We start from the raw sequence: 13932 nt of genomic DNA, 5'->3' as shown, positions 1-13932 counted from the left end.
AACAGGACAAACCCGAATCAGGAGACGAGGGAGTGGTGGGTCGAAACAGGATTCACACCAACCAATTCGATTAACTGCCGTACCCAGGGTTCAGCAGCTCCAAGGACAGTTCGGGCGACAACGGGAGGGATCGCTCAGCCTGGTGCTCTCAACGGTTTTCACCAATCGGACCATGAGCCAAACGACTCTTGGGCGGACAGGTGCTCAGATTCAGGGTTGAAGCAAGCAGGAGGAGCGAATCCCCGGACTTTCAATACGGTGGGCGGGGACGGTGGGCGGGAAGCGGGCTGACGGAAGCTGGAACTGGCGGGCAGAAGCCCAGGCAACGCTGTCAGGGGTGGTCGCAGACCGGGCGCTCAGGACAAAGACTGGCGAACCTCGGATCTTCCCGCTGGACGGAACTCTGCCGGGTTCCGACTACAGCCCTCTGGACTGTTCAACAATCCCATCTTAAGAAATGGCTGTCAGCTCTGCAAGCCTGGGCGACAGTTCAGCGAGCGAGCCCCCGCACGTGAACCCCCAGCAGGATCGCAGGGCCGTCCGATGGCTGCAGGTATGGCTTGAAGCGGGCCGGGAGGGCCAGGTGTTCACCTACACCAATCCCGAGGCTCTCGAACTGGGCTGCGGCGATCTGGTGCAGGTGCGTCTGCGCGGCCAGCGCCATATCGGCCTTGTGGTGGAGCTTCTCAACGCCCCCCCACGCGAGCTCTCCAGCCGCCAGCTCCAGCCGATCGAATCGCTGCACCAAAGCGCCGCCGTGGATCCCGGCTGGCAGCAGTTGATCGAAGCGGTGGCGCAGCAGTGCCGCACCAGCCTGTTTCGCACGCTCAAAACAGCCCTCCCGCCAGGCTGGCTTGGGCAACGCAAAATCGGCAAAGCCCGCGGCGGGCGCCAGCAGCTGTGGCTTGAACTCACCGATCCCGGCCGCAGCCAATGCCCAAGCGAGCTCAGCCCCAGCCAAGCGCAACTGCTCAAACACCTGCAAACCCAGAGCGGCTGCGGTTGGCAGCAGCAGGTGCTCAGCCAGGTGGGGGTGGGCCGCAGCGTGGCCGATGCGCTGGTGAAGCGGGGGTTGATCAGCCGCGGCTCGCGCGCCTTCAGTGGCCGATCTGCCAGCGGCAGCTTGGCCAGCGCTGTGCTGGAGCAGCCGCAACCCCTCACCCAAGACCAGCAGGTCGCCCTGAACGCCCTCAACGCCGCAGGCCCCGGCCAACAGCTGTTGCTGTGGGGCGTCACGGGAGCGGGCAAAACGGAGGTGTATCTCCAGGCCGCTGCACAACACCTGGAGCAGGGGCGCTCGGTGATGGTGCTCACCCCAGAAATCGGCCTGATTCCCCAGTTGCTGGATCGCTGCAGGCGTCGTTTTGGCGATCGGGTGGTGGAGTACCACTCGGGCTGCAGCGACGGCCAGCGCATCGACAGTTGGCGCCGCTGCCTGCAGGACGGCGAGCCGTTGCTGGTGGTGGGAACCCGCTCCGCGGTGTTTCTCCCCCTCAACAACCTGGGTTTGATCGTGCTGGATGAGGAGCACGACCGCTCCTACAAGCAGGACAGCCCGATGCCCTGTTACCACGCCAGGGATGTGGCGGCGCTGCGAGCTCAAGCCTGCGGCGCGCGCCTCCTGCTCGGATCCGCCACCCCGAGTCTGGAAACCTGGATGGCCTGCGAGGGGCCGCAACCCCGCTGCCAGCTGCTGCAGCTGCCGCGGCGCATCGGAGGGCGGGCGCTTCCGCCCGTGCACGTGGTGGACATGCGGCAGGAGCTGGCAGAGGGACACCGGCGCCTGGTGAGCCGCCCGTTGATGGAGCGCCTCGAGGCCCTGCCCGGCAGCGGCGGCCAGGCGGTGGTGCTCGTGCCACGCCGCGGCTACAGCAGCTTTCTGAGCTGCCGCAGCTGCGGTGAGGTGGTGCAGTGCCCCCACTGCGATGTAGCCCTCACGGTGCACCGCCAGCGGGAGCGCTCCTGGCTGCGCTGCCACTGGTGTGACCACCGCGCTGAGATCCGTTCACGCTGCATGGCCTGCGGCTCCACAGCCTTCAAGCCCTTCGGCGCCGGCACGCAACAGGTGTTGGAGCACCTGGAGCAGGAGCTGGAAGGGCTGCGGCTGCTGCGCTTCGATCGCGACACCACCCGCGGCCGCGATGGCCACCGACTCCTGCTAGAGCGCTTTGCCGCCGGCGAAGCGGATGTGCTGGTGGGCACCCAGATGCTGGCCAAGGGGATGGATCTACCCCAGGTCACGCTCGCCGCAGTACTCGCCGCCGATGGCCTGCTGCATCGCCCCGATCTACGGGCCGCCGAGGAGTGCCTGCAGCTGCTCCTGCAGCTGGCGGGCCGGGCTGGGCGGGGTGAAAGACCTGGTGAGGTGCTGGTGCAGACCTACAGCCCAGAGCACCGGGTGATCCGCCATCTCGTGGATGGGCGATACGAGGCCTTTCTGCGGGAGGAATTGGCGGAGCGGAAGTCCGCCGCCCTGGTGCCCTTCAGCCGGGCCTGCCTGCTGCGGTTGGCAGGGCCCTCCGCCAGCCGCACGGCAACCGCTGCTTCCCTGCTGGCAGAGCACATCCGCCCCCGCAGCGAAGCGCTGGGCTGGCTGATCATCGGGCCGGCTCCAGCACCGGTGGCACGGGTGGCCGGCAACTGCCGCTGGCAGCTGCTGCTGCGTGGGCCCGCGAATGGGCTGCTGCCCGTGCCGATGGAAAGCGAGCTTCGTTCACTGCTGCCGCGGGATGTCTCACTCGCGATCGATCCTGATCCGCTGGAGCTCTAGGCGGGCAACTGGGGCAGGCCAAAGCCAGCTGCCAGCTTGAGCCGTTGCAGCAGGGCCACCAAGCCCAACAGCAGCGCAATCACCACTGCTCCCACCCCCAGGCGGCTCCAACGCCAGCACGACAGCTCCAGCTGGTTCAGGGCACCGGGCTGCAACGGCCAGACCAGAGTGGAGGGGCGGCCCTGACGCGCTGGCAGGGCCTGCACCGCATGGGGCTCAACCTTGCGGATCGCCCGCTGGGGCAAGGGGGCGAGCGTCAGTTTCAGATCCAGCCCAGGCAAGGCCTGCACACTCCGCAGGTCGAGGCTGCAGCGGAACTCCTGCCTCACCCCCAGCAACCAGTTGCGCTCCCGCAGGCTGAATTGAGGCGGGGGCAGTTCCACCGCAGCGAGGGCAGCCCCCTGCGCAAAGGTGGCTGCCAGCAGATCGAGGGCCTGCTGAGCGGGAAGCGCCGGTGCCTTCAGGCTCAATTGGCCATGGTCTTGGCGCAGCGTCCAGCGGGTGGACTGGAGAGAAGCAGCCAGCTGCTGCTGCCACGGCAACGGATGCCCGGTGCTCGATTGGCTGGTCTGGCTGATCTGCAGGCGTCCAGGTGCGGTGAAACGCAGCGAGGTATCCACATCCACGCACCCCCCGAGCAGGACCGTGAGCAGCAGCAGCACCACCGCCAGCAGGGCAAACCCGAGGGGCGCGCTGGTGGGTCCGGTTGGGGGAGCAGGCGGTGGCGGTGGGAGCTTCCGGCGGCGGCGCGCCAGCGCCTGCACCTGCCCCTCCAAGGGCTGCACCTCTCCCAGCGGCGGCAAGGTCATCGACCACTCCCGCGGCCGCTCCAAAGCTGGAGCCTCCAACACCTCCTGCAGGTCTTTGGCCTGACTGCGCAAGCTGGCATCGCGGCAAGCCCGCAGGCTGCGGCAGGTGGCAGCAGCAGCAGCGCTGTTGCCCTGCCCCATCTGGGCCGTGGCCAAGAGCAACCGCAGCTGCCCACCGAAGGGGCTGCTGGCGGGATACTGCTCCATCAGGGGAACCAGGAGCTGCTGGCAGCGGCCATAGTCACCCCGCTCTAGCGCCAAACGGGCTGGTTCGCTGAGCGCGTCGAGGGAATCGAACTCAGGCTGCTGCACGGACCGGCTAGCGAGGCTGGGTGCTGCCCACCACCATCGTGCCGATGCCGGCGTCGGTGAAGACCTCCAGCAGCAGGGCGTGGGGGGTACGGCCATCCACGATGTGAGCCGCCGACACGCCTTGGGCCAGGGCGCGGATGCAGCATTCGGTTTTCGGGGTCATGCCACCGGCCACCACACCGCTGGCGATCAGGCCCCGCGCCTCAGACAGGGTGACCGAGCGGATCAACGAGGCGGGATCCTCGCGGTTCTGCAGGATGCCGGGGGTATCCGTGAGCAGGATCAGCTTCTCGGCCTGCAGGGCTGCCGCCAGTTCACCCGCCACGGTGTCGGCATTGATGTTGTGGGCCTGGCCATCGGCATCGGCCGCCACCGAAGAGATCACAGGGATGTAGCCCGAATCCAGCAACGGGAAGAGCACTGAGGGATCCACCGCCGCCACGTCGCCCACCAGGCCATTGCTGCCGTCGCCATAGGTGCGGGCCCGCACCAGGGCACCATCGCTACCGCAGAGGCCCACGGCACGAGCACCCAGGCGGTTGAGACCATTCACGATCTGCTTGTTGACCCGGCCTACCAGCACCATCTCCACCACATCCATGGTTTCAGGGGTGGTGACCCGCAAGCCATTGCGGAACTGGGGCTCGATCTGCAGCCGGCCGAGCCAGTCGTTGATCTCAGGTCCACCGCCATGCACAACCACGGGCTTCACGCCCACGGAAGCGAGCAGCACCAGATCGCGATACACCGCATCGCGCAGATCCGCCCGCACCATGGCCGCCCCGCCGTACTTCACCACCACACGGCGGCCGGCAAAACGCTGGATGTAAGGAAGGGCTTCGCTGAGAACCGACACCCTCAGGGCATCGCTGCGATCGTGCTCAATAGAGATGGACATCAATCAAGCGGTCTGGACGGGTAGCAGTTCGAGCAGCAATTCACCGCTGGCAGGTTGGCTGAGACGAGCCTCAAGCCCCTTGTCAAAGAAACGGCCCAGGCGCTCGCGCTTTTCCTGCCAACGCTCATACGGAACGCCCTCGGTGCGGAAGCGCATCGCCAGCCCATAGCGCCCCTCCACAGCCAGTTCGGTCACGCTCTCGAGCTGGGGCGGTGCGTCCTCATCCCAAAGCTTGAGGGCTTCAAGGGAACTCTCAAGATGGGCTTTTTGCCCGTAGCGCCAACGGGTCACATCCTTCACCAACTTGCGCAGGGTTTGGCTCGCGGGCGCATCGCGCAGAGCGGTGGCTTCCGCGGAGGGGGGCACCAACTGCGCCGGGGGCAACTCGGAGGATTTCAGCGCCAAGCCCCCCAGCAGGATCGGAATCCCGTAGAAGATCGTGGGCAGACTGAGATTGGGGTTGCCGGTGGCGTAGCCGATCCAGCCGATCACCGAGAGGGAGGCCCCGGCAATCGTGACTAGGCTGCCGGGGGAAACGATGGAAAGCATGGCCTCATCTTCGGTCAGCGCGGGCAGCGCCGGAGAGCCGAGCAGTGAAGAGCCCGGCACTGCAGATTTCAGCAGCGAAGATTGCAGCAGCGAAGATGTCAGCAGCGAAGAGGTGAGCACCGCCGAATTGGTGGAGCGGCTGCGCGCCGATCGGCTCTGGCTTCTGCAACAGATCGATGGGGGCCGCTGGCCGGAGCTGCGGCTCGACCTGGCCGCCCTCGAGCGGGAATTGGGGCAGGTGCTCGAGCAGGCCCAGGAGAAGCTCAACCTGGGCGGCAACCGCTGAGCGATCAGAACGGAATCTCGTCCTCACCCTCGGGCAGATCGGGCACCAGCGGAGAGGCATTCCAAGCCGGGGGGGTTGGCTGTGCCACGGGAGCCGGCGCTGCCGCGCGAACAGGTGCCGCGGCGGGAGGGCGGCTAGCAGCCATGGGTGCAGCGGCACTCGCCGCCATGGGGGCGCCAGCGCTGCTGCCGCCAACCGAATGCAGGCGCGAGAGGGTGAACTCAGCGCGCTTTTCCTTCACCCCGTCTTGACGGGTGACGGTGTTCATGCGCAGCCGGCCTTCCACCATTAGGCGCTGCCCCACCTGTACACGGTTCTGCAGGTCCTGCGCGAGGCTGCCCCAACCCACCACCTTCAGCTGCCCCGGCGGATCATCGGGGCGAAGCCCATCGAACTGCACCGACATCTCCGCAACCGGAGTTTGGTTGTCCTGGGTGTAGCGCACCTGGGGCGCCTCCAGCACCTCCACCTCCAGCAAGCAATGGTTCACGGCAGCGTTCACAGGCAAGGGGCCACATCCTGATGCACGGGCCGGTTTTGCACCAGAGGGCCCTTCCCGCTGAACAGTGGGTGTGGCTGTTCGCCGGCACGGCCGAAGGGCCGCCCCTGGCCCAAGCCCTACTAGCTCGGGGCTGGCAGGTACTGGTGAGCGTGGTCACCGCTGCAGCCACGCGGGCCTACCGCCCACACCCAAGCCTGCACTTTCAGGTGGGCACCTGCAGCAGCGATGCCGAGCTCGAGCAGCAGTTGCGGCAGCTGGCGCCCCGCTGGGTGGTGGATGCCACCCATCCCTTTGCGCTGGAGATCAGTGCCAGGCTGGAGAGGCTCTGCCGCCAGCTCGATCAACCGCTGCTGCGGCTGGATCGACGCGAAGCCAGTGAAACCCGGCCTGGTGAGCAGCTAGCGCTGCTGGAGCAGACTGAAGCCCTGAGCGGCCTGAAGCTGGTTGGAGAACATCTGCTGCTGGCTATCGGCGCCCGCCAGCTGCCGGCAGCCATCGCCGCCACCCCGCACTGCCGGCACTTTGCGCGGGTGCTAGATCAGCCCGGCAGCCTCCAGGCCGCGCGAGCCGCCGGGTTGCCCGATCACCACATCGCCTGCCTGCGGCCGGATACCAGCGGCGAAGGCCAGCTGGAAGAAGCGCTCTGCCGGCGCTGGCAGATCGATCGGGTGCTCTGCCGCCAGGGGGGCGGCCGCAGCGAGCAGATCTGGCGGCAGGTGTGCTGGCGGCTGCAGCTACCGCTGCTGTTGCTGCGCCGGCCAACCGATGCCCCCGGGTTGCCGATGGCGGCTCTGCTGGAGAAGCTGGGCCAACCCTGAGCCCCGTCTGGATCACACCATTGGCTAACTCCGCGATCCTGGCCCTCACCACAGAAGCCAACCAGCAGCTTGCGGAGCAGCTCGCATCCACCCTGGTGGAGCGGCAGCTGGCCGCCTGCGTGGCCCTCAAACCGGTGACCTCGATCTACCGCTGGCAGGGGCAGATCGAGAGGAGCAACGAGGTGCAGGTGCTGATCAAAAGCCACCCAACCCTTGCGGCAGCCTTGGAGGAGGCGGTGCGGGAGCTGCACAGCTACAGCACGCCGCAATGGCTGATCTGGCCGGCCGGAGCCGGTGAGGCCTACGCGGCCTGGCTGAGCGAGTGCTGTGCCATCAGCTGACGCAGATCCACCTGGGGCCGGGGACCCAGCTGGGTCACCACTTGACCCGCGCATAGCGACCCGAGGCGCCCGCAGGTTTCCACGGATTCACCTTGGGTGTGGCCGTGGAGGAAACCAGCGGCATAGAGATCGCCGGCACCCGTGGTGTCCACCAGGGGGCCGAGCTTCACCGGCTCGATCACGTGGGTGCCGCTGCCGTTGAGGATCACGGAACCCAGCTCACTGCGGGTGAGGGCTGCGATGCGGCAACGGCCGCGCACCTGTTCGGCCGCCTCCTCGAAGCTGTTGGCCTTGTAGAGGGAGGTGATCTCCATCTCGTTGGCAAACAGGATGTCCACATGGCCATCCACCAGCTCCTGGAAACTGTCGCGGTGGCGCTCCACGCAGAAGGCATCGGAGAGGCTCAGGGCCACCTCAGCGCCATTGGCGCGGGCCACTTCAGCGGCGGCGATGAAGGCGCGCTTGGCTTCATCGCTGTCCCAGAGGTAGCCCTCGAGATACAGCACTTTCGCCTGGGCCACCATCTCGAGATCGAGATCGCCGGGATCGAGCCCCACCGAGGCACCCAAATAGGTGCACATCGTGCGCTGCGCATCCGGGGTCACGAGGATGAAACAGCGCGCCGTCGATGGCCCTTCCGTGGCAGCCGGTGTGTCGAAGCGGGCGCCCACCGAGCGGATGTCGTGGGCAAAGATGGTGCCGAGCTGGTCATTGCGCACCCGGCCGATGAAGCCAGCGCGGCCGCCTAGCTGAGCGATGCCCGCCAGGGTGTTGGCAGCGGAACCGCCGGAGGTTTCCAGGCCAGGGCCAACGCTGGAATACAGCCGCTCTGCTTGCTCTTCATCCACCAGGGCCATGGTGCCCTTGGTGAGCTCCAGGTTGTCGAGCTGGTCGTCGTCGGCGTGCACGAGCACGTCAACGATGGCGTTGCCGATGCCGACAACGTCGAGGGTTTTGGTTAGGGCCATCAGAGGGATCAGCGGCTGAGCAGAGCCCGCTTGGGCCCGTGGATCGGATCTTCCACCACGATCGTCTGATCGCGGTCGGCACCGAGCGACACGATCGCGATCGGCACCTCCATCAGCTCAGCCAGGAAACGCAGGTAGCTCATGGCCGTGGGGGGCAGATCCTCGAGCTTGCGGCAATCAGCCGTGGAGGTTTGCCAGCCAGGCAGGGTTTCAAAGATCGGCTGACAGCGAGCGAAGTCTTCAGCCGAGCTGGGGAAATGCTCGATGCGCTGGCCATCGAGCTCATAAGCCACACAAACCTGGATCTCATCGAGCTCATCGAGCACATCGAGCTTGGTGATCGCGAGGCAATCAAGACCGTTCACCTCAACGGCGTAGCGGCCAATCACCCCATCGAACCAACCGCAGCGGCGGCGACGGCCGGTAGTGGTGCCGTATTCACCGCCGCGATCGCAGAGATGGTCGTTGAGGCTGCCCTCCAGCTCCGTGGGGAAGGGGCCTTCACCCACCCGGGTGGTGTAGGCCTTGGCTACGCCAATCACGCGGTCGATCAGAGTGGGGCCAACGCCGGCACCGATGCAAGCACCGCCGCTCACCGGGTTGGACGAGGTGACATAGGGATAAGTGCCGTGATCAAGGTCGAGCAGCGTGCCCTGGGCACCCTCGAACAGGATGTTCTGGCGGGCGCGCGCCGCTTGGTGGATGGCACGGGTGCAATCCACAACGTGGGGTGCCAGCCGCTGGCCATAGGCCACGTATTCGGCCACAACCGCCTCGAAATCGAGCGGCTCGAGGCCGTAGAGCTTCTGGAGGGTTTCGTTTTTCTCGGCCAGTGGACCGGCGAGGCGATCCCGAAGGCGCGCTTCATCGAGGATGTCGATGATGCGAATGCCGTTGCGCTGCGACTTATCGGCATAGGTGGGACCGATGCCCCGGCCCGTGGTGCCGATGCGCCGATCGCCCCGCTGCTTCTCCATCGCCTGATCCAGCAGGCGGTGGTAGGGCATGGTCACGTGGGCTGTAGAGGCAAGGCGCAAGCCATCCACAGCAATACCGTTCTCGGCGAGCATGTCGAGCTCACCGATCATCACCTTGGGATCCACGACGGTGCCCGAGCCGATCAAGCACACGGTGTCGGGATAGAGGATGCCGGAGGGGATCAGGTGCAGCTTGAGCACCTTGTCGTCCACAACGATGGTGTGGCCGGCGTTCACGCCACCCTGGTAACGCACCACCACATCGGCGGAGCGGCTGAGGAGATCGGTGATCTTGCCCTTCCCCTCGTCACCCCATTGCGCACCGATGACGACGACGTTGGCCAAGGACACAGCGGCCCGCAGCCGCTTCTAAGCACAAACAAAGAGGATCTCAGATCGGGCTGCCCTCCGTCAAAGTGCCGGCACCAGATGCAGCGTGTTGACACAAAAAAAGCGGCCCGCAGGCCGCTGTTGCAACGCGATTAACGTTGGGACACTGCCTGGGGTCAGGCACCGCGAACCACTCCGGTTTCCGCTTTCTTGAGCTCCTTCGAAACGCGATCGCGAAGAGCGTCAGGCACCGGACGGTTGGGGTAGTTGGCGTAATGGCCCGCCAGGGAATTCAGCGCGGTTTGCATCGTGGTAAATGATGCCAGGCCGTTCACCTTCGGCTGCGGCCGATAACGGGCCATGTAGTCGTTGATGAGCGTGCGCGCTGAGGTTTCCGCTTCGCTGCGGCCGGGATCATCCGCGGACAGAGCAATAGTGGCCATCAGGGTGTCGGCGACAGCCACGGTGTCTTCCACGTAGTTGCCCGTGAGGGGTCCTCCGCCGGAGCAGGCTGTGAGCATCAGGCAGAGGCACAGGCACACCGCCATGACGGCTGCTTTGAGTTGACGCCAACCAGCCGCCATGGAGTTCCTGCAAGGGTTGGGCGGATCCTATGGCGTCAGGCTGAGAGCAGCCCGGCTCGTTCACGCTCCAAATGCACCTGCAGCTGGGAGAGAACCTTTGTCGCCGGAACGTCGCTGCGCTCGCCGCTGGTGCGTTGCACCAGCTCCACCTGTCCATCAGGAGCGCCTCGGCCCACCACCACCCGCCAGGGAATGCCCAGCAGATCGGCGTCCTTGAACTTCACACCGGCGCGCTCGCTGCGGTCATCCAGCAGCACATCGATGCCGGCAGCCTGGAAGGCGGCATAAAGCTCTTCACCCAGCTCCAACTGCGGGGCATCAGCCACGTTGGCGATCACCACAATCACCTCATAGGGAGCGATGGCGGTGGGCCAGCAGATGCCGTTGGCATCGTGGTGCTGCTCCACAGCGGCCTGGGCGAGGCGCGAGACGCCAATGCCGTAGCAACCCATCCACAGAGGCTCCTCCTGACCGGCTTCGTTGGTGAAGGTGGCCTCGAGGGCGGCGGAATACTTGCGGCCCAGCTGGAAGATGTGGCCCACCTCGATGCCGCGGCTGGCCTGCAGCTGCTGCTCAGGATCGTGCTGGCAGCGATCACCCGGCTGCGCTGCCCGCAGATCCAGGCTCTCAGGCGCCGGGCAGAGGGCACCCCAGCTCGCACCCACCCGGTGGGTATCGAGGCTGTTGGCCCCACACACAAAACTCTCCAGCGCGGTGGCGGTGGCGTCCGCCAAGCGCAGAAAACGGGATTGCCAGCCGCGGGCACCAGCCAGCACCGCATCCTCCAGGTGCGGCCCCATGAAGCCGAAGGGAATCGGCGCGAGCCCCTCCTTGGCCGCCGCTTCCGCCGTGAGCGGGCCGATCTCCAACAGCGTGCCGTGATCGGCGCTGCAACGAGCACTCACGGCGTTGGCCAGTTTCACTTCATTCAGCTGCTGATCGCCGCGCAGGCTCACCAGCAGCGGCTGCTGGCAACTGTCTTCGAAGCGAGCCAACAACAGCAACACCTTCACGGTCTGACTGGGATCAAAGCCATGGGCGCTGCAGAGCACCTCAATTGCACTCTGAGCAGGGGTGGGCAGGTCGTCGCCAAGGCCGCCGGCCCGGGCCCCACCAGGCAGAGGAACCGCGTCAGCCGGCATTGACACCGCACGCTCCTGGTTGGCGGCATAGCGGCCGTCGCCACTGGCCAGGATCAGGTCTTCGCCGGCCTCGGCCGTCACCATGAACTCCTGGCTGGCGGAGCCGCCAATGGCGCCGCTATCCGCCTCCACGGCCACAGCCCGCAAGCCACAACGGCTGAAGATGCGCCGGTAGGCCTGGTCCATCGCCGCGTAGGTGTGCTTCAGGCAGGCCTCATCGGCATGAAAGGAATAGGCGTCTTTCATGATGAATTCACGCCCCCGCATCAGGCCGAAACGCGGCCGGATCTCATCGCGGAATTTGGTCTGGATCTGATACAGGTTCACCGGCAGCTGCCGGTAGGAGCGCAGCAGATCCCCAGCCAGCGCGGTGATCACCTCTTCATGGGTGGGGCCTAGGCCGAGCTCACGGCCTTGACGGTCTTCGAGGTGAAACATGATCCCTTCGCCGGCGGTGTAGCCGGCCCAACGGCCACTGCGCTGCCAGAGCTCGGCAGGTTGCAGCTGGGGCAGCAGGGTTTCGAGTGCTCCGGTGGCGTTCAGTTCCTCGCGCACGATCGCGGAGATCTTCTGCAGCACCCGCCAGAGCAATGGCAGATAGGCATAGATGCCACTGCCCACGCGGCGGATGTAGCCCGCACGCAGCAACAGCTTGTGGGAGGGGATCTCGGCTTCGGCGGGGTTATCCCGAAGCGTCACCAGCATCAGGCGGGAGACGCGCATGGGATGCTCAGCTGCGAAGGAGGCCGGAAGCTACCACCGAGCTCAGGCCCCAACCGGCTGCGGAAGCGCCACACCGCAGGGATGAAAGCAGAAAGATTTCCAGTTCGGCAGCGAAAACTCTGCTAACTTCCGCAAGACGTCCAATCTGTCGCATCCAGGTCTCATGCAAGCCCATTCGGTCGCAACGGCAATGGGCGGAGGCGCACAGATCAGTGGGGCACAGTTCACTGGCCCACAGTTCACCAGCACGCACGCCGAGGCGCCTGCTGGCGAAAGCAGCGACAACCTGATCGGCATCGACGAAGTTCAGCGCTGCCTGAACCGATCCCGCGCCTCGGTTTACCGCTACACCAACACCGATCCGCGCAATCTCAACCCTCCCTTCAATCCCCGCAAACTCAATCCGGAATACCGCAGCGACCAAAAAGACCCGCTGCTGTTCCACCCCAACGAAGTCGCTCGCTTTGCACGCGATGTGCTGCGGATCAAAGAAGTCACCGTTGAGGTGCTCAACTCGCCCTCAACGGCCACGCAACAGCTGCTGGGCTCGATCTTGGAGGAACTGCGTGCGATCCGCAGCTTGTTGGGAGAAACCGAAGGTCGCCCCACCTCCCTGGAGAGCCGCAGGGATCAGCACGATCAGGCCCGGCCCGCCGCCTGAGCGGTTTTCACCACTTGCCAGGCGGCCTGGAAATGCCAAGGTGAGGGAAATAAGTTGCCGATCCGTTGACCGGTCGCTGCATCGCAACCTGTCGATGCAATGACGCCAACATCCTGCATGGATTCAGAACCCACTCCTCGACCCTCGGATCAACCAGCGCTCCCGGCTTCCAGCGAAGCCGCAGCTGAGCCTTCTAGCCAGAGCTCTGATTCCGGGGACGACCCCTTTAGTCCCCTCTACAGTTCAAGCAGCCTGTTCCACACGGCAGCTCCACTGTTTGGTTTCGTCGTTGCCTTTTGCACCCTTGTCGTGCCCCTGGCGAGCGTGATTGGCGATCGCCGCCCGGTCCCCACAGCCATCTCTCCAGCCACGGCCCATGGACTTGCGCAGCCTGCAGGCCTCACCGGCGCCAGGGCTGGTGAATCTGATGGTGGAGATTCCAGCCGGCAGCCGCAATAAGTACGAGTACAACGCCGAGGCCGGCCTGATGATGCTGGATCGGGTGTTGCACTCCTCCGTGCGCTACCCGTTCGACTACGGCTTCATCCCCAACACCCTGGCGGAAGACGGAGCCCCTCTCGATGCCATGGTGATCATGGATGAACCGACCTTTGCGGGCTGCCTGATCGCAGCCAGGCCGATCGGCATCCTCGACATGGTGGATTGCGGGGCCCACGACGGCAAGCTGCTGTGTGTTCCCGACGCCGACCCGCGCCAGCGGGGCATCCGCAGCATTCGCCAGATCGCGGCAAACCAACTCGAGGAAGTGGCGGAATTTTTCCGCACCTACAAAAGCCTGGAAGGCCGGGTGATCGAGATCAACGGCTGGCTCGATGCCGATGCGGTTCCAGCCCTGCTGGAGCGCTGCATCACCGCCGCCGGGCTCAGCTAAGGCGCTGCAGCAGGAAACCTTCGAAGCCCAAGGCTTGAAACACGCGGGCAGGATCACCGAAGCCTGCCGCATTCACCAGGCTGGTGAGACGCGCCAGGCCAATGGGATGAAGGCCCTCCAGCAGCGCATCCTCAAGACCACTGGCCCGCTGGAAGCCGCGCCAGGCCTGATCCAACTGGCCCTCCAAGGAGGGAAGACTGGTTTGCATCAGATCCACCAGCACCAACTGGGCGCCGGGCTTCAGGCAGCGGGCCAGGGCAGTGAGGAAAGCGAGCTTGCTGCCGTCATCCGGGAGCGACTGCAACACCAGCACCGACAATGCGCCTGCGAAGCGGCCCGCCATACCCGGCGCATCCACCAGAGCCTCCAC

General features: G+C 65.7%; 14 protein-coding genes and 1 pseudogene. 6 read left to right on the top strand and 9 right to left on the bottom strand.

Going from position 1 to position 13932, the window contains the following annotated elements; translation table 11 throughout:
• Positions 1-457: 457 nt before the first annotated feature.
• Positions 458-2770, top strand: a complete 2313-nt coding sequence (priA, locus tag ACIQ2E_RS06025; RefSeq protein WP_398327604.1) for a primosomal protein N' — start codon at positions 458-460, stop codon at positions 2768-2770.
• Here the strand turns inward: priA and ACIQ2E_RS06020 are convergent.
• Genes ACIQ2E_RS06020 through ACIQ2E_RS06010 form a run of 3 tightly spaced genes read right to left on the bottom strand, consistent with a single transcriptional unit; the run spans position 2767 to position 5338 of the window.
• Positions 2767-3891, bottom strand: coding sequence for a DUF3153 domain-containing protein (locus tag ACIQ2E_RS06020; protein ID WP_398327602.1), 1125 nt, complete (start codon positions 3889-3891; stop codon positions 2767-2769). The genes priA and ACIQ2E_RS06020 overlap by 4 nt on opposite strands.
• Before the next feature lie 7 nt (positions 3892-3898).
• On the bottom strand, positions 3899-4789 hold the full coding sequence (gene argB / locus ACIQ2E_RS06015; RefSeq protein WP_398327599.1) for an acetylglutamate kinase: 891 nt from the start codon (positions 4787-4789) through the stop codon (positions 3899-3901).
• Between the two features lie 3 nt (positions 4790-4792).
• Complete coding sequence (locus ACIQ2E_RS06010; protein ID WP_398327596.1) at positions 4793-5338, bottom strand: DUF2854 domain-containing protein; 546 nt, start codon at positions 5336-5338, stop codon at positions 4793-4795.
• Here ACIQ2E_RS06010 and ACIQ2E_RS06005 point away from each other — a divergent pair.
• Positions 5337-5624: a hypothetical protein gene (locus ACIQ2E_RS06005; RefSeq protein ID WP_398327593.1), complete on the top strand. Its 288-nt coding sequence runs from the start codon at positions 5337-5339 to the stop codon at positions 5622-5624. The two genes, ACIQ2E_RS06010 and ACIQ2E_RS06005, sit on opposite strands and share 2 nt — an antisense overlap.
• A gap of 4 nt (positions 5625-5628) precedes the next feature.
• Here ACIQ2E_RS06005 and ACIQ2E_RS06000 read toward each other — a convergent pair whose 3' ends face one another.
• Complete coding sequence (locus tag ACIQ2E_RS06000) at positions 5629-6114, bottom strand: single-stranded DNA-binding protein (protein WP_398327590.1); 486 nt, start codon at positions 6112-6114, stop codon at positions 5629-5631.
• Positions 6115-6146: 32 nt separating this feature from the next.
• Between ACIQ2E_RS06000 and ACIQ2E_RS05995 the strand changes: the two genes are divergently transcribed.
• Positions 6147-6944, top strand: a complete 798-nt coding sequence (locus ACIQ2E_RS05995) for a precorrin-6A/cobalt-precorrin-6A reductase (protein ID WP_398327587.1) — start codon at positions 6147-6149, stop codon at positions 6942-6944.
• Positions 6945-6964: 20 nt separating this feature from the next.
• Entirely contained in the window at positions 6965-7285 is a 321-nt protein-coding gene (gene cutA / locus ACIQ2E_RS05990; RefSeq protein ID WP_398327584.1) for a divalent-cation tolerance protein CutA, read from the top strand.
• Here the strand turns inward: cutA and ACIQ2E_RS05985 are convergent.
• The 4 genes from ACIQ2E_RS05985 to ACIQ2E_RS05970 all read right to left on the bottom strand — a co-directional run bounded on the left by ACIQ2E_RS05985 (position 7246) and on the right by ACIQ2E_RS05970 (position 12009).
• A complete protein-coding gene (locus ACIQ2E_RS05985; RefSeq protein ID WP_398327581.1) occupies positions 7246-8253 on the bottom strand; it encodes an adenosine kinase in 1008 nt (335 codons plus the stop codon). The genes cutA and ACIQ2E_RS05985 overlap by 40 nt on opposite strands.
• Before the next feature lie 8 nt (positions 8254-8261).
• Entirely contained in the window at positions 8262-9581 is a 1320-nt protein-coding gene (locus ACIQ2E_RS05980) for an adenylosuccinate synthase (RefSeq protein WP_398327578.1), read from the bottom strand.
• Positions 9582-9736: 155 nt separating this feature from the next.
• Positions 9737-10144: a photosystem II protein Psb27 gene (gene psb27 / locus ACIQ2E_RS05975; protein WP_398327575.1), complete on the bottom strand. Its 408-nt coding sequence runs from the start codon at positions 10142-10144 to the stop codon at positions 9737-9739.
• Positions 10145-10179: 35 nt separating this feature from the next.
• The gene (locus tag ACIQ2E_RS05970) at positions 10180-12009 is read right to left on the bottom strand and encodes a proline--tRNA ligase (RefSeq protein WP_398327572.1); all 1830 of its coding nucleotides are present in this window, start codon (positions 12007-12009) and stop codon (positions 10180-10182) included.
• Between the two features lie 190 nt (positions 12010-12199).
• Here ACIQ2E_RS05970 and ACIQ2E_RS05965 point away from each other — a divergent pair, with 190 nt between their 5' ends.
• Entirely contained in the window at positions 12200-12670 is a 471-nt protein-coding gene (locus ACIQ2E_RS05965; RefSeq protein ID WP_398327569.1) for a hypothetical protein, read from the top strand.
• A gap of 376 nt (positions 12671-13046) precedes the next feature.
• Positions 13047-13562: an inorganic diphosphatase gene (locus ACIQ2E_RS05960; protein WP_398327566.1), complete on the top strand. Its 516-nt coding sequence runs from the start codon at positions 13047-13049 to the stop codon at positions 13560-13562.
• On the opposite strand, the pseudogene ACIQ2E_RS05955 reads toward ACIQ2E_RS05960, so the two are convergent.
• A pseudogene (locus ACIQ2E_RS05955) lies at positions 13555-13932 on the bottom strand (class I SAM-dependent methyltransferase); the annotation flags it as partial. The gene ACIQ2E_RS05960 and the pseudogene ACIQ2E_RS05955 sit on opposite strands and share 8 nt — an antisense overlap.

Source organism: Vulcanococcus sp. (assembly GCF_044369115.1).
In the GTDB taxonomy this organism is placed as follows: Bacteria; Cyanobacteriota; Cyanobacteriia; order PCC-6307; family Cyanobiaceae; genus Vulcanococcus.
This window is presented reverse-complemented; position numbering and strand designations above follow the sequence as displayed.